Here is an 18,003-nt window from a genome sequence, read left to right as displayed (position 1 = left end):
GCTGGAAGACTGTCCGGTATGGATCAGAAGTCGACACTGCGCCACTACCTGCGGTCCGCGCGCGACGCCGTCGTCTGGAAGCTGGACGGCCTCCCCGAGTACGACGCCCGCCGACCGCTCACCCCGACCGGCACGAACCTGCTCGGCCTGGTCAAGCACCTGGCGGGCGTGGAGATGGGCTACTTCGGCGACTGCTTCGACCGCCCGTTCCCCGAGCCGTTCCCGTGGCTGCGCGAGGACGCCGAGCCGAACGCGGACATGTGGGCCACGGCCGACGAGTCCCGCGAGGACATCATCGCCCTGTACCGCCGCGCATGCGCCCACTCGGACACCACGATCGAGACCCTCGACCTGGACTCCCCGGGCCGCGTGCCGTGGTGGCCGGCCGACCGCGCCCCGGTCACGCTGCACTTCGTGCTGGTCCACGTGATCGCCGAGACGAACCGCCACGCCGGCCACGCGGACATCGTGCGCGAGACCATCGACGGCACCGCGGGCCTCCGCGCGGGCGTCTCGAACCTGCCCGACGGCGACCCGGCGTGGTGGGACACCTACCGGGCCAAGCTGGACCGAGTGGCCCGGGAAGCCTCGGCGTGACCGTGGACGTTTCCTACCGCCCCATCCGGCCCGGCGACGACCTGTCCCTCGACGACTCCTTCACCACCGACACGGTCTTCGAAGTCCATCAAGACCCGCACGGCTTCACGCTCCACGAAGTCCCCGTGGACCCGCCGCTGACCAAGGTCTTCCCGCCGGACGAAGGCGACGACCTGCCCGAGGACGGCTTCGTCGCCGAGCACGACGGCATCAAGGGTTTCGTGTCCGTCGAACTCGACACCTGGAATCGGCGACTGGTCATCCGCCAACTCACCGTCGCCCCGACCCACCGCGGCCGGGGCATCGGCACGAGGCTCGTGGAACTCGCCCTCGCCGAAGGCCGCCGACGCGCGGCCCGCACCGCCTGGCTCGAAACGTCCAGCGTCAACGTCCCCGCCGTACGCGCCTACCAACGGATGGGCTTCACCCTCTGCGGCCTGGACACGACGCTCTACACCGGCACCCCGGCCGAAGGCGAGACCGCGCTGTTCTTCGCCAAACCCCTCTAACAGGGCGTGTTCGCCGGGTACCGCCCGGCGGCGAACGCGCCCGGAGCCACGCCCATCGTCGCCCGGAACTCCGCGTTCAGGTGGGACTGGTCGTAGTACCCCAGCTCGGTGGCCACCCGGGTCCAGCCGCCGGCCCCGCCCGTCGCCACCGCCCGCCGGACCCGCTCGACCTTGGCGTACCGCTTCGGCGGCAGCCCCACGGCCGCGGTGAACAGGGTGCGCAGGTGCCGCTCGCTGACGTTCAAGCGCGACGCGGCCCCGGCGACCCCCACCGACGGCACCAGGCGGGCGGCGGACGCGACGAGCGCGTCGCGGCGGGGGTCGAGGGAGGCCAGGCGGGCCGCCAGGGTGGTGCGCAGGCTCGACGGGTCGCCGACGGGCACGCCCCACAGCTCGCGCAGCGGCACCACCCGGTCCACCAGCTCCCGCACCCCCACCCCGAGCACGGCCCGCGCCATGCCCGGCCGCAACCGCACCCGCAACCGGTGCGCGTCCACCCCGGCGAAGTAGAGCCCCCGCGTGCGCGGCCCCAGCACGTACGCCTCCTCCGACCGCGAGCAGAACACCAGCGAGGTGGCGGGATCGGGGCCCAACGCCTGCGTCTCGACGTTTCCGAAGCGTTCGACGGCGATGTCCGACACCCACGTGCTCATGTCCACACCGAAGACCAACCCGACGACCAACCTCCGTATGCCGACCGATGTCTCCGCACCACCGCGGGGAGCACCGTGAGGACCATGAACGAACGCAACGAGACCCCCGCCGAGCGCATGGACCGCAACTACGCCGAGATCCTGCAGGAGATGCGGGTCGCCCAGACCGGTGTCCAACTGCTGCTGGCGTTCCTGCTGACCCTCGCCTTCACCCCGCGCTTCGGCACGCTGGACCCGTTCCAGCTCCAGGTGTACGTGTCGAGCCTGGTCCTGGGCGCGACCTCGACCGCGCTGCTCATCGCGCCCGCGCCGTTCCACCGGCTGGTGTTCCGCCGCCGGCTCAAGCACGAGCTGGTCCGCGCGTCGAGCCGCCTGCTGCTCGCGGGTCTGGTGCTGCTCAAGCTCGCCCTGGCCACGGCCCTGCTGCTGATCCTGGACGTGGTGCTGGGGCGGTGGCCCGCGGTGTGGGTCACGTCCGGGCTGGTGGCCTGGTTCGGGTTCTGGTGGTTCGTGCTGCCCCTGCGCTACCGGGCGCGCTCACCCCGACGCGACGCGGTGTCGTACGGCCTCCCGCGCGATGTCGGTGCGCGACCGGACGCCGAGCTTCGCCAGCACGTGTGACACGTGCGTGGCCACGGTCCGGCTCGACAGGACCAGGCGTTCGGCGATCTGCGGGTTGGACAGGCCCGCCACCACCAGCTCGGTGACCTTGCGCTCCATCGGGGTCAGGCTGTCCCAGCCGTGCGCGGCCCGCCGGTGCTTGGCGTGCGGGCCGCGCCGGACGCCCAGTTCCCGCATCCGCGCCAGGAGCACGTTCAGGTCCCACTCGGCGCCCAGCCGTTCCAGCACGTCCACGGCGTGGCTCAACGCGGCCCGCGCGGACGTGCGGTCGCCGGACTCCGCGAACGCCACCGCCGCCGCGCCCAACGACTTCGCCCGGAGCAACGGCCGTCCGGTGTCCGCGGCCCGGAGCAGGCCGACCGGGTCGCCCTCGGCCAGCGCCCGGCAGTAGGCCGCGACCGCGCGCCGGTGCGGGACGTCCAGTTCCCGGGCCAGTCCTTCCGCCCGCGCCACCGCCGCCGACGGGTCCTCGCCGACCCGCACGGCCAGCCGCACGGCGTCGGGCAGCAGGTCCTCCACCGCGGCCATGCCCTCGACCAGCACGGCCAACGCCTCGCGGACGCGGCCGGCCTGCTCCAGTTCCAGGCCGGTGGCCAGCGCCAGCGGGCCGACGACGTGGCCGGGCACCGCCTCGCCCGCCGCGTCCAGGTGCCGCCGCGCGCCCGCCGCGTCACCGCGGTGCAGGTGGATCAGCGCCGCCACGCCGTGGTCGCAGCGGGACACCATGGGGTGCTTGAGGTCGTCGGGCAGGAGGTCCACGTCCACCAGGGCCTCGTCCCAGTGGCCCGCGTCCAGCAGCAGCTGGCCCAGCGCGCTCTGCGCCTGCGCGAGCCGCACGGTGTTGCCGGTCTGGTCGGCGGCGTGCCGCACGACGCGGGCGGACGCGATCGCCTCCTCGGCCCGGTCCAGCTCGCCCAGCGTGACGGCCTGGTTGATCTGCAGCAGCAGCCGCAGGTCCGCCGTCGCCGGGTCGCCCATCGCGACCGCCAGCGCCCGGTCGAACAGCGGCAGCGCGTCGGCCATGCGGCCCCGGGCCATCGCCACGATCGTGCGGACGTGCAGCGCCCAGCTGGTGGCGCGGCGGTCGTCGGCCGCCATCGCGGTGACGGCGAGGCGTTCGGCGTCGTCCAGCGCGCCGACGTCCCAGTGCGCGCGGGCGGCGAGCACCAGCAGGCGGGCGCGGTCGCCTTCGGACAGGCCGGGCGCGGCCAGGGCGCGGTCGATCTCGGCGAGCGTCTCGGCGGACCGGCCGGTGATGCTGCGGCACTGCGCGAGCGTCCAGTGCAGGTCGACGTGCGCGCCGTGTTCGAGGCCGGCCAACGCGACGGCCTCCGCCCCGTGGTGGTCGCCGAGCCGGAACCGGGCCTCGGCCAGGTGCGCGAGCAGGACGCCCCGGCGCGGCGTCGCGTGCGGCGCGACGACGACCCGGCCGAGCAGGTCCACGGCGGCCTCGGGGGCGTGGGCGACGAGCGTGGCCCCGTGCTCGTCCAGCCACCGCGCCACCCAGGCGGGGACGTTGTCGTCGGCGGCGAGCAGCTGCCGGGTCACCCGGTCCACGCCCGCGCCGCTCTCGGCCAGCGCGCGGGCGGCCTCGCCGTGCCAGGCGCTGCGGGCCGATTCGGGCACCTGCTCGTACAGGGCGGCGCGCACCAGCGGGTGCCGGAAGCCCAACCCGAGCCGGCCGTCCTCCAGCACACCCGCGACGGTGGCGTCCTGGATGGCGGGCAACAGCTCGACCACCCGCGTGCCGAGCACGGCGGCCAGGTCGGCGACCGGGAAGGACACGCCGAGCAGGGCGGCGGCGACGAGCACGCGGCGGACGTCGGCGCTGAGGTAGGCGATCCGGTCGTTGATGGCGGCGGACAACGACGCGGGCAGCCCACCCGGCCCGAACCCGGCGGCACGCGGAACCCCGGCGGCGAGCGCGGGCGAAGTCCCGGCGGCGAGCGAATCGTCCACGGCGCGCGGGGTCCCGGCGGCGGGTGGGTGCTCGGTGAGGCGGGCGGTGCCGGTCGCGTCGACCTCGATCGCGCCGCCGCGCACCAGCGCCTCGACCAGCTCCACCAGGAACAGCGGGTTGCCGCCGGCGTCGCCCGCGAGCCGCACGAGGCGGTCGTCCGGCGCGCCCCCGGCCAGCGCGGCGACGAGTTCGGCCACGGCCGGCGCGGCGAGGCGGCCCACGGTCAGCCGGTCGACGCCCTGGCGCAGCGCGGACAGCTCGTCGCGGCGCGGCAACGGCCGCAGAACTCCGATGAGCAGCAACGGCAGTTGCGGCACGAGCCGGGCCAGCCGCCGCCACACGGCGACGGTCGCGTTGTCGGCCCACTGCAAGTCGTCCACCACCAGCACGACCGGGCCGACGGCGCACAGCTCGTCCACGCGGGCCAGCAGGCGTTCGGCGGTGGCCGTCGCGCCGGGGTCGGAGCGGGCCGTGGACAGGGCGTCGAGCAGGGGCAGGAGCGGCAGCGAGCGGCCCAGTTCGTCGCCCGCGCCCTTGCACACCCGGAACCCGCGCGCGGCGGCGTCCTCGCAGACGGCCTTGACCAGCGCCGTCTTGCCGATGCCCGGCTCGCCCTCCACGACCAGCGCGGCACCCCGCCCCCGGCCCAGGGCGTCGACCCCGGCGCGGAGGCGGTCCAGCTCGCGCTCGCGTCCGACGAGGCGCAGGGTGACGGCGCGCACACGGAGAGAATATCGGGTAAACGGCGGGTTAACAAGAGCTTTCGCAATTTCGAATTACTCGCCGGTCCGGACAGTTCTCCTTTTGTTCACCGCGATCACCACCCCGTTTCACCCGTTGCTGCCACCGTTGTCACGGCGCCGAAACCGCTTGACGACGACTCTCCCCTGGAGTGCGCATGCGAATCGGACGAGTGCTCATCGCCGTGCTGATGGTGGCCGTTTTCTCGACCGCCGCACACGCGGCCACCAGCCCGTTCGGCGGAATGCCCTACAACTGAACCGGACTGTCCCAGTCGATGTGGTGCGCGTAGAAAGAATTCGTGGCGACCGACCGGTTCGCGCCCAACTCGGCGCTCATCTCCACCAGCGCCTCCACCCGTTCCCGGCGCAACCGCTCGTAAGCCTCGAACGCCTCGCGCGGCGACGACAGGTCGCGCAGGCACCTCGCGAGGGTGACGCTGTCCTCCAGCGCCATCGACGCACCCTGACCCGCTGCCGGGGACGCCGCGTGCGCCGCGTCCCCGACCAGCACCACCCGGTCGGTGTGCCAGACGGGGGTCGTGGGCACGTCGTAGGCGTTGCTCGCGTGGATCTCCCCCTCGGCCAGGATGATCTCCCGGGCCCGCGAGTCGTCCTCGGCGAAGAACGCCGCCGCGTGCGCGCGGTGCTCGTCGGGGGTGCCGCCGTGCCGCTCCGGGCCCGGTGTGCGGGCGAACCACCAGGTCGTGCCGTCCGGCGCGGTGCTGTGGCCGAAGAACCCCCGCGAGCCGGCGATCATGCGGTACCGGCCCGGCGCGGTCGTGGGGCCCAGGCCGGTGGCGTAGCCGTAGAAGATGTTCAGGCCCGTGTACCGGGGGCGCGGCGCGTCCGGGTCGATGATCCGCCGGGTGGCCGAGTGCAGGCCGTCCGCGCCGACGAGGAGGTCCCCCTCGGCGGTGGTGCCGTCCGCGAACTTCGCTCGCGCCCCGGCCGTGACGCCCACCAGCCGCTTGCCGTGCTCGACGGCGATGCCCCGCCGGCGCAGCTCGTCGTGCAGCGCCCGGTACAGCTCGGCCCGGCGCAGCGTGCGCGGCCCGGTGATGCCGCCGGTGTCCCACCGGTTCTCGCTGACCAGCGTGCCGTCGCCGGTGTGGACGTCCACGCCGTCGGCGGCGAACGAGTGGTCCACCACGACGTGTTCGGCGTCGATCGCGCGTAACGCGTCGAGCCCGTTGTGCATGATCGTGAGGAACGCGCCGATGTCGTCCGCGCCCGTCGGGTAGGCCTCGAAGACCGCGGAGTCGATCCCCGCCTTGCGCAACGCCAACGCCGTGACCGGTCCCGCGATCCCGCCACCGATGACCAATGCCTTCACCATGTCCACGACGCTAGTGGGCGGTCTACCCTGAACCATGCCCTTCGGTTGACGCCCCGTACCGCCCCCGGCCCGGCCGCTGGCCCGACTCGTCGTCGGGTGGGCGCTGCTGGCCGACGTCGTGCCCGTCTACCCGCTGTACGCGCTGCTGTTCGCGGACACCGGCCTGTCGGACGGGCAGATCTCGCTCCTCTTCGCGATCTGGTCCACCGTGGCGGTCGTCGCCGAAGTCCCGTTCGGCGCTCTGGCGGACCGGTTCTCCCGCCGTGGCGCTCTCGTCGCCGCGGGCGTCCTTCAGGCCTGCGGCTACGCCCTGTGGACCGCCGCGCCGGGCTTCTGGACCTTCGCCGCCGGTTTCGTGCTGTGGGGACTGGGCGGCGCCCTGGTGTCCGGCGCCCTCGAAGCGCTCCTGCACGACGGCCTGACCGCGGTCGGCGCGGCCGCCGTGTTCGGTCGGGTGCTGGGCCGGGTGACCGCCGCCGGCCTGCTGGCCCAGATCCCGGCCGCGCTGGCGGCCACCGTCCTGTTCACCACCGGCGGGTTCACCCTGGTCGGCTGGGTGAGCGTGGCGACCTGCCTGGCCGCGGCGTTGTTGGCCACCCGTCTCCCGGAAACGCCGCGCGGCGAGCCGGAGAGCTGGTCGGCCACCCTCCGCGCGGGCCTGGCGGAGAGTGCGGCGGTGCCGGCCGTGCGCCGAGCCGTCATCGCCGTGGCCGCCTTGACCGGCCTGGACGCCCTGGAGGAGTACTTCCCCCTGATGGCCCAGGACTGGCACGTGCCCACGGCCGTGGTCCCGCTCGCCGTGCTGGCGATCCCACTGGCGGGCGCGGCCGGCGCGACCCTGCGCGACCGGCACCGGTTGGCCCCGCTGCTGGTGGTCTCGGCGGTCCTGCTCGGCGTGGCCGGCCACCTCCGCCACCCCGCCGGGCTGGCCCTGGTGGCCGTCTCGTACGGCCTGTACCGCCACGCGCTGGTGATCGCGGAAACCCGTTTGCAGCAACGGATCACCGGTCCGGCGCGGGCCACCGTCACCTCCGTCGCCGGTCTGGGCAGCGAGGTGGCCGCCTACGCCGTCTACGCGGTGTGGACCGTCGGCGAGGTCCCGGCGGCGGCGGTGGCGGTCCTCCTCACCGCCCTGCTCGCCACGCACGCTCTGAAGGACCGGGACCGGACCGCAGACCCGTTTCACCAGCGTGAAAATCGTTGACACACGTGGTCTGGACCACACACCCTCGATGCCATGCGAGGGAAATCGGTGTTCTCGGCGGCCGTCGTCCTGGCGGCCGGACTGGTGGCCGGCTCGCCCGCGACGGCGGCCCCGGCCACGTTCACCCACCCCGGTGTCCTGGTCGGCAAAGGACAACTGGACTTCGTGCGCGCCAAGGTGAACGCCGGCGCACAGCCGTGGAAAGCCGCCTACGACCAGATGATGGCGCACCCGTTCGCTTCGCTGTCGCGCACGCCCAAGCCGCGCGCGATCGTCGAATGCGGCTCCTACTCCAACCCGAACTACGGCTGCACGGACGAACGCGAGGACGCGCTGGCCGCGTACACGCTGTCGCTCGCCTGGTACATCAACCGCGACAACCGTTACGCCACCAAGGCGATCGAGATCATGGACGCGTGGTCCGCCGTCATCCAGGACCACACCAACAGCAACGCACCCCTGCAAACGGCGTGGGCGGGGTCGTCGTGGCCGCGCGCGGCGGAGATCATCAAGCACGTCCACGGCAACTGGCCCAACGCCGGCCGGTTCGCCACCATGCTGCGCGACGTCTACCTGCCCGAGATCGCCAACGGCCGCCCCTCGACCAACGGGAACTGGGAACTGTCCATGATGGAGGCTTCCCTGGGCATCGCGGTCTTCCTGGAGGACCGCGCCGCGTACGACAAGGCGGTCTCGATCTACCGGACCCGGATGCCCGCGTACGTCTACCTGACCACGGACGGCGACCTCCCGAAGCCACCGCCGAACAGCGGCATCGACACCCGGTCGGAGATCATCTCGTACTGGCACGGCCAGAGCACCTTCGTCAACGGCGTGAGCCAGGAGACGTGCCGCGACTTCACCCACACCGGGTACGGCCTCGCGGCAGCGGCCCACTTCGCCGAGACCGCCCGCCACCAGGGCCAGGACCTGTGGGCGGAGGTCCGCGAACGCCTGCGCCACGGCTACGGGCTGCACGCCCGCTACCAGTTGGAGCCCATGCCGTCCTGGCTGTGCGGCGGCGTGCGCAAGCAGGCCCTCGGCCCCACCACGGAGGTCGCGTTCAACGCGCTCAACACCCGCCTGGGCATCGGCATGACCAACACCCAGCGGCTGACCGAACAGCAACGCCCGGCCGGCACGGACAAGCTGTTCATCGCCTGGGAGACCCTGACCCACGCCGCGAACCCGGGCTGACCGCGGACCAGGGCCGGGGCCGACCGCGGTCAGCCGCCGACCGTGGGTGACCGCGGTCAGCCGCCGACCGGGGCCCCACCGCCACTGGTCAGGTCCTGGATCTCGGCGTAACCCGGCACGGCGCCGACCTCCGCGCCGTCGCGCACGGCGACCGCCGCCGCGACGGTCGCGCCGACCGCCGCGCGGAACAACAGCGATCCGGTGCTGATCCGCTTCACCCCCAACTCCGTCAACGTCCGAACGTCGTGCTGCGCCAACACGTTGATCGGCACCGGAACCGCCGCCACCACCCGCTCGACCTCCCGCTCCGCGGCCAGGCCGGGCACGAAGACGCCGTCCGCGCCCGCGTCCACGTACCGCAACGCCCGCTCGACCGTGCTTTCCCGATCGACGTCGAGCCAATGCGTGTCCACGCGGGCGTTGACGAAGAGGTGCGGCGCTACCGCCTTGAAGTCCTTGATCAGCGCCGCCTGCGTCGCGGGGTCCTCCAGGCCCGAGCCCCGGCCGTCCTCGATGTTGACGCCGCAGACGCCCAGCGCGGCCAGTTCCTCCGCCACACCTCGAACGTCACCGAACCCGGCCTCGACGTCCACCGTGACGGGCACGGGCAGCCGCACCAGCTTCCGGGCCAGGGCCACCGTCTCCGCCCTGGCCAGCCCGGCCGCGTCCGGGATGCCGTGGGCCGCCGCGACGCCCAGGCTGGTGGTCCCGATCGCCGGGAAACCCGCCTGCACCAACGCGGCCGCCGACGCGAAGTCCCACGCGTTCGGCAGCACCAACGGCGAATCGCCGTGGTGCAAGCGGTGGAAGGTGCCCGAGGCCAGCGCCATCGCGTGCGACCGAGCGGGGCACCGGTGCCGCCCGTCGCCGAACGGCCGGTCCGCCAGGGACACCTCGACCACCTCCCCGGACGGCGCGACCCGCCGGGTGATCGGCACGGGCGGGTTCTCGCCGGCGATCAGCGCGTGGGTGGCGTCGCACGCCTGCACCAGCAAGCCGATGCGGGCGGCCGACCGCTCGTCCCGGGACCCGCACAGGGTGACCAGGCGCTCGACCGCCCGATCCGCTTCGGGCGTCACGGCCGTGTGCGGCTGGTAGGACCCGGCGATCGCCGACACGTCGGCCACCACGTCGCGGGGCAGCCCCAGTTCGACGGCCAGCTTCGCCACCGGGTCGCCGGGGCGTTCCAGGGCGGTGAGATCCACAGTGGACAGCAGGTCTTCGGCCAGGCGGCGGCGCCGGTCGTGGTCGGGACCCTCGCTGAAGCGGGCCACGTGGGCGCGCAGCCAAGCCACGCCGGTCGCGCCGAACGGCACGGCGGGGACGGTGTGAGCGGGGTCCAGCAGCACGTCGTGATCCATGCCGGTGACGCTAGACGCGGGAAACTTCGGCGCGGGCCGAAGCGTCACGGTCGCACAATGGACCCATGCCCGCCGACAAGCTCGCCGACCTGGCCGCGCTGCTCGCCGACCGCACCCGCGCCCGGTTCTGCCTGACCCTGATGGACGGTCGGGCGTGGACGTCCAGCGAACTGGCCACGGCCGCCGGGGTGACCGCCTCGACCGCGAGCGAGCACCTGACCCGGCTGGTCGCCGCGGGCTTCCTCACCGAGCGCCGCCAGGGCCGCCACCGGTACGTGCAGCTCGCCGGCCGGCGGCAGGCCGACCTGGTGGAGCACCTGCTCGCCTACGTGGGACCCGCCCAGCCGGAGAAGACGCTCAAGGCCACCACCGCCTCGGCCGCCCTCGCCCGCGGCCGGACCTGCTACGACCACCTCGCCGGTCGCCTCGGCGTGGCCATCACGGACGCCATGACCGACCGCGACCTGCTCGACGACGACCTCACCCTCACCGACCAGGGCCTGGCCTGGCTCACCGACGCGCTGGACTTCACCCCGCCGCGGGGCCGCCGGCCGGTCGCCAAGCCGTGCCTGGACTGGACCGAGCGCCGCTCGCACCTGGCCGGGGCCGCCGGCGCGCACATCTGCGCCCACCTGCGCGCCCGGGGCTGGGTGAAGAACATCGGCACCGGTCGGGCCGTGAAGGTCACCCCGCTGGGCGAGGAGGCCCTGCGCGACCTGCTAGGCCTCGCCCCGCTGTAGCCACTTGGGCAGCCACGACGCGTTGCCCGCCGGCACCACGTCCACGATGACGCAGGTGATGTTGTCCGGTCCGCCCCGGGCGTTGGCCGCCGCGATCAGCGCCCGCACGGTCTGGTCCCGGTCGGGGTCGGCGGTCAGCAACTCGGCGATCTCCGCCGAGGACACCACGTCCGACAGCCCGTCCGAGCAGATCAGGTACCGGTCGCCCGCCTCGACCTCCTGGTAGAACAGGTCCGGGTCGTGCGCCGAACCCGCCTGCAGCGCCCGCATCAGCATGGACCGGCCGGGGTGCTCGGCGGCCTGCTCGGCGGCCATCCGGCCGTCGTCCACCAGCGCCTGCACCATCGTGTGGTCGCGGGTGACCTGGGTCAGCTCGCCCTCGCGCACCAGGTAGCACCGGGAGTCCCCGATGTGCCCGACGGCGAACCTCGACCCGTCCCACAGCAGCGCGGTGAGCGTGGTGCCCATGCCGCGCATGTCGAAGTTCTCCTCGGCCAGGTCGGTCAGCCGGACGGCGATCTCGCGGGTCGCGTCGGACAGCAGCGACAACGGGTCGTCGGAGTCCAGGTCCAGCTCGGCCAGCACGCCCACCGCGATCGAACTGGCCACCTCCCCGTACGCGTGACCGCCCATGCCGTCGGCGACGGCGTACAGGCGCTCGCTGAAGTACACCGAGTCCTCGTTCGCCTCTCGGCGCAGGCCGGGGTCGGTCCCGACGGCGTGGCGGAGCGCATACATGACGAATAGTGAATCACCCGCACGGGTAGCGGTGACGAGCGCTCCGGCAAATCGGGCGGGGAAGGTTCCGGCGGCCTACCTGGGACGTCCGTAGAACTCGCTCAGCACGAGCATCGCCGCGCCCGCCGCGACGACGTCGTCCCCCAGCGGCGTCACCTCGACCTCGACCGGCAGCCACTCGTCGGTGGGCAGCTTCGCCCGCACCCCGGCCAGGTACGCCTCGGGCTCGGCGAGCACGGCCCGACCTGCGAGGACGACGTGGTCGACGTCGAGCAGCTGGACCAGGTCGGCCACCGCCAGGCCGACGATCGCGGTGGCCCCGGCGAGGTCGCCGGAGCGCGCGGCGAGGTTGTGCACGGCCTCGACGCAGCCGGTCCGGCCGCACACGCACGGGGGCCCGTCGAGCTGGATGGTGGTGTGCCCGAACTCGCCGGCGTTGGTGCGCGCCCCGCGGTAGACCTGCCCGTCGAGCAGCAGCCCGACGCCCACGCCGGTGCCGACCAGCACCAGCACGGCGTCGCGCAGCCGCTCCCCGCGCCGCCACGCCTCGGCGACGATCGCGGTGTTGGTGTCCTTGTCCAGCACGACCGGCAGGCCCAGGCTGTCCTCGGCCAGCTCGCGCAGCGGCACGTCGTGCCACTTCACCAGGCCCGTGGCGTCGTGTATCACGCCGGTCCGGTGGTCCAGGGGGCCGACGAACCCGAGGCCGACGCCCAGCAGCTTGTCGTCGCGCATCCCGTTGACCAGGCGGGTCAGCTCGGTGACGAAGGCGGGCGGGTCGAAGTCCGGCGGCAGCGGGGCCACCGCCCGGTCCAGCACGTCGCCCGCGAGGTCGGTCAGCACCACCCGCAGCTCGTCCCGCTCGACCTGCGCGCCCAGCGCGAGGCGGCTGTCGGCGACCAGCCGGAGCAGGGTGCGCGGCTTGCCGACGCCGACGTTGCGGGTGCCGGACTCGACCAGCAGGCCCTCGTCGATCAGCCGGCCGACGACCTTGGACACCGCCTGCGGCGTCAGTCCGCTGCGCTCCGCGAGGTCGACGCGGGTGACCGCGCCCGACCTGGCCAGGCCCAGCACGACGGCGTCGTTGTAGCCGCGCAGGAAGCGCAAGTTAGGCACCCTCGCATCATGGCACGGGTGGCATTTACTAAACAGCGTTGCTTTAATACTGGACATGCCTCTCCGCACCGGACTGCTCGGCTACGGGATCGCCGGCCGGGTCTTCCACGCGCCGCTCATCGCGGCCACCCCCGGCCTGGACCTCGCGGCGGTCGTGACCACCGCCCACGACCGCCGCGCGGACGTCCTCGCCCGGTACCCGGCCGCGGTGGTCGTGCCGTCGGTGGAGGAACTGTTCGCGCTGGACCTCGACCTGGTCGTCGTCGCCACCCCGAACCGCACCCACGTGCCGCTCGCGCTGGCCGCCGTCGAGGCCGGGCTGCCGGTGGTGGTGGACAAGCCGCTGGCCGGCTCCACCGCCGACGCGCGCCGGGTGCTCAAGGCCGCCGAGTACCGGGACGTGCCGCTGACGGTGTTCCAGAACCGGCGGTGGGACAGCGACTTCCTGACCCTGCGCTCGGTGCTGCCGTCGTTGGGCGAGGTGACCCGGTTCGAGTCGCGCTTCGAGCGGTGGGTGCCGGAGGTGTGGGACAACTGGCGCGAGCACGGCGCGCCCGACGAGGCCGGCGGCCTGCTCTACGACCTGGGCGCGCACCTGGTCGACCAGGCGCTGCACCTGTTCGGGCCGGTGGCGTCGGTGTACTGCGAGCTGGACCGGCGGCGGCCCGGCGTCGAGGTGGACGACGACGTGTTCGTGGCCCTGACGCACGCCTCCGGGGAGCGCTCCCACCTGTGGGCGTCGGCGGTGGCCGCCCGGCCGGGCCCCCGGCTGCGGGCGCTCGGCTCGCGCGGGACGTTCGTCAGCGAGGGGTTGGACGGCCAGGAGGACGCGTTGGCCGCCGGCCTACCGTTTGACGATTTGTCGACAAATGCCACGCTCACCCTGGGGACGTCCACGGCGTCCGTGCCCGGTGTGCCCGGGGCGTACCTGGAGTTCTACCGGCTGCTGGTGGCGGCGCTGACCGAGGGCGGGCCGCTGCCCGTGGACCCGGAGTCGGCGGTCGCGGCGCTGGAGGTCATCGAGGCGGCCTTCACGTCGGCGCGGACCGGACAGGTGGTGACCCCGTGAGCCTGCTGGAGACGTTGGCCGAGCAGGAGAACCGCCTGCTGTTCCGGTCGTTCACCAACGAGGACGCCCTGGCCCTGGGCCTGTTCCTGCTCGACGCGGCCCGCGAGGCGGGTCTCCCGGTGGTGGTGTCGGTGCGACGGGGGCGGCAACGCCTCTTCCACGCCGCCCTGCCGGGGACGTCGGCGGACAACGACGGCTGGATCGACCGCAAGTCGCGCGTGGTGGACCGGTACGGGTGGAGCTCCTTCCGCGTGGGCGAGTCGTTCCGCGCGGCCGGCAAGACGTTCGAGGAGCACTCGTTGTTGGACCCGCGCGAGTACGCGGCGCACGGTGGCGTGTTCCCGGTGCTGGTCGAGGGGGTGGGCATGGTCGGCACGGTCGGGGTGTCCGGCCTGCCCCAGGCCGAGGACCACGCGTTCGTGGTGGCCCAACTGGAGAGGTTCCTGGCGACCCGCTGACGAGCACGGCCCTCGGCACCCGAAGTGGGTGCCGAGGGCCGTTCAACCGCGCGCGTGGACCGGCCGAGGGCCGTTCACCCTCGCGGGTGGCTCAGCAGAACACCTCGTTGAGCAGTTCCTCCGCGCCCGCGCCGTTGCCGTCGACCGGGGCCGACGTGAAGGAGCCCGCCAGGCGGGTCTTCGTGTCGCGCGTGCTGCCCAGGTAGCTGGAGTAGCCCGGGATGCCGCCGCCGTGGCCGTACACGGTCACGCCACACGGCAGCCGCGACGCCTCGATGCCCAGCCCGTACCCGCCGCTGACCGGGGTCGTCCTGGTCAGCTCGGCCATCTGCGCCGGCGCGAGCAGGCGGCCGTCGAGCAGGGCGTCGAGGAACCGGTCGAGGTCGGCGGTGGTGGAGATCATCTCGCCGGCCGCGTACGCCACGGACGGGTTGAGGCGCGTGACGTCCACGTCCTTGCCGTCCACCCGGTAGTAGCCGTGCGCGTGCGGGCCGGGGACGCCGACGCGGTCGCCCGGCACGGACGTCGAGCGCAGGCCCAGCGGGCGCAGGACGCGCTTCTCGACCGCCTCCGCGTACGGACGGCCGGTCACCTCCTCGATCAGCAGGCCGGCGACGACGTAGTTGGTGTTGGAGTAGTTCCACGCCGTGCCGGGCGGGAAGTCCAGCGGCTTGGCCGTCGCGATGGCCACCAGCTCGCGGGGCTCCCAGTGCTTGTACCGGATCGTCTCGAAGCCGGCCGGGTCCAGCGGCAGGGACTGCGTGTAGTTGTGCAGCCCGCTGGTGTGCTGGAGCAGGTGCCGCACGGTGATGCCGTCCGGGACCAGGCCCGGCAGGTACGTGCCGACCGGCTCGTCCAGGCCCACCCGGCCCTCGCCGACCAGTTGCAGCACCACGGTCGAGACGAACGTCTTGGTGATGCTGCCGATCCGGAACCGGCCGTCCAGCGGCACCGGCTTGTCCCCGCCGATCTCCGCGACGCCGCTGCGGGCGGTGAACCGGTCCCGCCCGTCGGTCACCCGGACCTGCGCGCCGGCCGCGCCGCCCTCGGTGGTCAGCTTGTCCAGCGCCGCCTGGACGACCCCGCGGTCGATCCGGCCGGCGGCCTCGACGGGTTCGGCGACGGCCGTCCCGCCGATGCCCAGCGCCGCCATCCCCACGACGGCGGCCAGGGCGATTCCCCTCTTGCGCATTGCCCCTCCTTGTCGGCCGTCCCCCTGACGGCCCGAGGAACCCGAGTCTGGTGGTCGGCGACCGCCCTCCACGACCCTCCGAGGGCTGAACCGGACCGCTACTTCCGTCGTACCCACCCCTAGTGGTCGGTCCTGTCCGAAATCGATTCCACAGCCCGATCCACTACTCCGTTCGAGTGACACAAGTGGTCTAGACCTTGACCGTCAAGTGGTCTGAACCACATGTTCTTCTCAACCCTGCACTCCTTCCCTGACGAGGAGCACGATGTCCAAGACCCGATGGCATCTCACAGCGTTGGTCGTGGCGGTGGCCTCGACCGTGCTCGGCCTGGTCCTGGTGCCGGCGGCGAGCGGCGCGGGTGGCCTGGGCGCCACCTTCACCAAGGGCTCCGACTGGGGCACCGGCTACGAGGGCAAGTACACGATCACGAACAACAGCTCCGCGCCGATCTCGACGTGGACCGTCGAGTTCGACCTGCCGTCCGGCCACCGGGTCGGCTCCCTGTGGGACGGCAGCTACACGGCCAGCGGCCAGCACGTGACCGTCAAGCCGACCTGGAACGGCGCGCTGGGCGTCGGCGCCTCCGCGAGCTTCGGCTTCAACATCACCTACTCGGGCGCGTACTCCGGCCCGCAGAACTGCAAGCTCAACGGCGCGTCCTGTGACGCCGGCGGTGGCACCACGACGACCACCACCACCACGACGACCACGACGACGACCACCACCACGAGCACGACCACCACGACGCCGACGACCACCACGACCACGACGGTCCCGCCCACCGGTTACAAGAACCTGGGCTACTTCGTGCAGTGGGGCGTCTACGGCCGCAACTACCACGTCAAGAACATCCACACCTCCGGCTCGGCCGCGAAGCTGACGCACATCAACTACGCGTTCGGCAACGTCACCGGCGGCAAGTGCACCGCGAACGACGACACCTACGCCGACTACGACAAGTTCTACGGCGCGGACACCTCCGTCGACGGCACCTCGGACTCGTGGGACGCGGGCGCCCTGCGCGGCAACTTCAACCAGCTCCGCAAGCTGAAGAAGATGTACCCGCACATCAAGGTGCTGTGGTCGTTCGGCGGCTGGACCTGGTCCGGCGGCTTCGGCGCGGCGGCGCAGAACCCGGCCGCGTTCGCCGAGTCCTGCTACAAGCTGGTCGAGGACCCGCGCTGGGCGGACGTGTTCGACGGCATCGACATCGACTGGGAGTACCCGAACGCCTGCGGCCTGAGCTGCGACACCTCCGGCCCGGAGGCGTACAAGAACCTGATGCAGGCCCTGCGCGCCCGCTTCGGCTCGGGCAACCTGGTCACCGCGGCCATCCCGGCCGACGCCTCCACCGGCGGCAAGCTCGACGCGGCCAACTACGGCGGCGCGGCGCAGTACGTCGACTGGTACAACGTCATGACCTACGACTTCTTCGGCGCCTGGGCGGCCCAGGGCCCGACGGCCCCGCACTCGCCGCTGACGTCCTACGCGGGCATCCCGCAGCAGGGCTACCACAGCCAGGCGGCCATCGAGAAGCTGAAGGCGAAGGGCGTCCCGGCGTCCAAGCTCCTGCTCGGCATCGGCTTCTACGGCCGCGGCTGGACCGGCGTCACCCAGTCCACCCCGGGCGGCACGGCCACCGACGGCGCACCCGGCACGTACGAGAAGGGCATCGAGGACTACAAGATCCTCAAGACCAAGTGCCCGGCCAACGGCACGGTCGCGGGCACGGCGTACGCGCACTGCGGCAACCAGTGGTGGAGCTACGACACCCCGGCCACCATCGGCGGCAAGATGGCGTGGACGAAGCAGCAGAACCTGGGCGGCGCCTTCTTCTGGGAGCTGTCCGGCGACACGACCAACGGTGAACTGATCACGGCGATGGGCAACGGCCTCCGCTGACGCAGCACACCCCCGGAAGGCCCCCGCGGACGTCTCCCCCGCGGGGGCCTTCCCTTTCCCACACCTCCTTCACCACACCCCCTCCCCGCACCCCTGCACCCCTGCACCCCCACCCACCCTCCGCGCGAAGCGCGGCTCTTCTCCGGGCTATTGAGCCAAAGGAAGGGCTTCGGTTCGTCCCCCGTACGGCCTGGGCGCAGCCCAACCACAGATCGTCGGGGTCGGCCTGAAAAAGTTTTGCGAGGAACGAGCAAAAGTTTTTTGGACGACCCCGACGATCTGTGGTTGCCTCCGGCAGGCCGTGCGGGGGACGAACCGACGCTCTTCCTCCCCCGGGGGCCTGCCCGCCGGCGAGGCGCTTTTATCTTTAGAGCGCTCCGCGCGTTCTTTTTGAGAGCGCTCCGCGCGATCGTCTTGAGAGCGCGGAGCGCGTTGCTTGATGCCCTTGAAAAGATGAAAAGATGAAAAGAGCCTCGCCGGCGGGCAGGCCCCCGGGGAGAAAAGCAAAAGAGGGGGCTTTTCCGTCCTCCCCGTACGGCCTGGCGGAGCCAACCACACTTTCCCGGGGTTGGTCGAAAAACTTTTGCTCGTTCCTCGCAAAACTTT

General features: G+C 72.7%; 16 protein-coding genes. 9 read left to right on the top strand and 7 right to left on the bottom strand.

Features of this window, described 5'->3' with window-relative positions; genetic code table 11:
* Positions 1–9: 9 nt before the first annotated feature.
* Both AB0A74_RS32760 and AB0A74_RS32755 read left to right on the top strand, forming a co-directional pair.
* A complete protein-coding gene (locus AB0A74_RS32760; protein WP_358255633.1) occupies positions 10–597 on the top strand; it encodes a DinB family protein in 588 nt (195 codons plus the stop codon).
* Positions 594–1,106 (top strand): GNAT family N-acetyltransferase, encoded by a 513-nt coding sequence (locus AB0A74_RS32755; RefSeq protein WP_358255604.1) that lies wholly within the window; start codon positions 594–596, stop codon positions 1,104–1,106. Before AB0A74_RS32760 ends, AB0A74_RS32755 begins: the two co-directional genes overlap by 4 nt.
* Here the strand turns inward: AB0A74_RS32755 and AB0A74_RS32750 are convergent.
* The gene (locus AB0A74_RS32750) at positions 1,103–1,759 is read right to left on the bottom strand and encodes a helix-turn-helix transcriptional regulator (protein WP_358255603.1); all 657 of its coding nucleotides are present in this window, start codon (positions 1,757–1,759) and stop codon (positions 1,103–1,105) included. The two genes, AB0A74_RS32755 and AB0A74_RS32750, sit on opposite strands and share 4 nt — an antisense overlap.
* Before the next feature lie 84 nt (positions 1,760–1,843).
* Here AB0A74_RS32750 and AB0A74_RS32745 point away from each other — a divergent pair, with 84 nt between their 5' ends.
* Positions 1,844–2,380 (top strand): DUF6328 family protein, encoded by a 537-nt coding sequence (locus AB0A74_RS32745; protein WP_358255602.1) that lies wholly within the window; start codon positions 1,844–1,846, stop codon positions 2,378–2,380.
* Here the strand turns inward: AB0A74_RS32745 and AB0A74_RS32740 are convergent.
* Together AB0A74_RS32740 and AB0A74_RS32735 are read right to left on the bottom strand one after the other, a co-directional pair.
* Positions 2,297–5,062 (bottom strand): AAA family ATPase, encoded by a 2,766-nt coding sequence (locus tag AB0A74_RS32740; protein WP_358255601.1) that lies wholly within the window; start codon positions 5,060–5,062, stop codon positions 2,297–2,299. The genes AB0A74_RS32745 and AB0A74_RS32740 overlap by 84 nt on opposite strands.
* A gap of 268 nt (positions 5,063–5,330) precedes the next feature.
* A complete protein-coding gene (locus tag AB0A74_RS32735; RefSeq protein WP_358255599.1) occupies positions 5,331–6,419 on the bottom strand; it encodes an FAD-dependent monooxygenase in 1,089 nt (362 codons plus the stop codon).
* A gap of 118 nt (positions 6,420–6,537) precedes the next feature.
* On the opposite strand from AB0A74_RS32735, the gene AB0A74_RS32730 reads away from it, so the two are divergent.
* Both AB0A74_RS32730 and AB0A74_RS32725 read left to right on the top strand, forming a co-directional pair.
* Positions 6,538–7,623, top strand: a complete 1,086-nt coding sequence (locus AB0A74_RS32730; protein WP_358255597.1) for an MFS transporter — start codon at positions 6,538–6,540, stop codon at positions 7,621–7,623.
* Positions 7,624–7,656: 33 nt separating this feature from the next.
* A complete protein-coding gene (locus AB0A74_RS32725) occupies positions 7,657–8,820 on the top strand; it encodes an alginate lyase family protein (RefSeq protein WP_358255595.1) in 1,164 nt (387 codons plus the stop codon).
* 56 nt (positions 8,821–8,876) lie between these two features.
* Here AB0A74_RS32725 and AB0A74_RS32720 read toward each other — a convergent pair whose 3' ends face one another.
* Positions 8,877–10,181: an isocitrate lyase/phosphoenolpyruvate mutase family protein gene (locus AB0A74_RS32720; protein ID WP_358255593.1), complete on the bottom strand. Its 1,305-nt coding sequence runs from the start codon at positions 10,179–10,181 to the stop codon at positions 8,877–8,879.
* Between the two features lie 65 nt (positions 10,182–10,246).
* Between AB0A74_RS32720 and AB0A74_RS32715 the strand changes: the two genes are divergently transcribed.
* Entirely contained in the window at positions 10,247–10,921 is a 675-nt protein-coding gene (locus AB0A74_RS32715; protein ID WP_358255591.1) for a winged helix-turn-helix domain-containing protein, read from the top strand.
* On the opposite strand, the gene AB0A74_RS32710 is transcribed toward AB0A74_RS32715, so the two are convergent.
* Positions 10,901–11,659 carry a PP2C family serine/threonine-protein phosphatase gene (locus tag AB0A74_RS32710; protein WP_358255589.1) on the bottom strand — a complete coding sequence of 253 codons (759 nt, stop codon included), beginning with the start codon at positions 11,657–11,659 and terminating at the stop codon, positions 10,901–10,903. The genes AB0A74_RS32715 and AB0A74_RS32710 overlap by 21 nt on opposite strands.
* Before the next feature lie 75 nt (positions 11,660–11,734).
* Entirely contained in the window at positions 11,735–12,775 is a 1,041-nt protein-coding gene (locus tag AB0A74_RS32705) for an ROK family transcriptional regulator (protein ID WP_358255587.1), read from the bottom strand.
* 55 nt (positions 12,776–12,830) lie between these two features.
* Between AB0A74_RS32705 and AB0A74_RS32700 the strand changes: the two genes are divergently transcribed.
* Both AB0A74_RS32700 and AB0A74_RS32695 read left to right on the top strand, forming a co-directional pair.
* On the top strand, positions 12,831–13,844 hold the full coding sequence (locus AB0A74_RS32700) for a Gfo/Idh/MocA family oxidoreductase (RefSeq protein ID WP_358255586.1): 1,014 nt from the start codon (positions 12,831–12,833) through the stop codon (positions 13,842–13,844).
* Positions 13,841–14,302 (top strand): heme-degrading domain-containing protein, encoded by a 462-nt coding sequence (locus AB0A74_RS32695; protein WP_358255584.1) that lies wholly within the window; start codon positions 13,841–13,843, stop codon positions 14,300–14,302. The genes AB0A74_RS32700 and AB0A74_RS32695 overlap by 4 nt, the downstream gene beginning before the upstream one ends.
* Before the next feature lie 91 nt (positions 14,303–14,393).
* Here the strand turns inward: AB0A74_RS32695 and AB0A74_RS32690 are convergent, their stop codons facing one another.
* Positions 14,394–15,494: a serine hydrolase domain-containing protein gene (locus AB0A74_RS32690; RefSeq protein ID WP_358255582.1), complete on the bottom strand. Its 1,101-nt coding sequence runs from the start codon at positions 15,492–15,494 to the stop codon at positions 14,394–14,396.
* 265 nt (positions 15,495–15,759) lie between these two features.
* Between AB0A74_RS32690 and AB0A74_RS32685 the strand changes: the two genes are divergently transcribed.
* Positions 15,760–17,397, top strand: coding sequence for a glycosyl hydrolase family 18 protein (locus tag AB0A74_RS32685; RefSeq protein ID WP_358255580.1), 1,638 nt, complete (start codon positions 15,760–15,762; stop codon positions 17,395–17,397).
* Positions 17,398–18,003 lie beyond the last annotated feature (606 nt).

Origin of the sequence: Saccharothrix sp. NPDC042600 (assembly GCF_040647305.1) — a bacterium.
In the GTDB taxonomy this organism is placed as follows: domain Bacteria; phylum Actinomycetota; class Actinomycetes; order Mycobacteriales; family Pseudonocardiaceae; genus Actinosynnema; species Actinosynnema mutabilis.
This window is presented reverse-complemented; position numbering and strand designations above follow the sequence as displayed.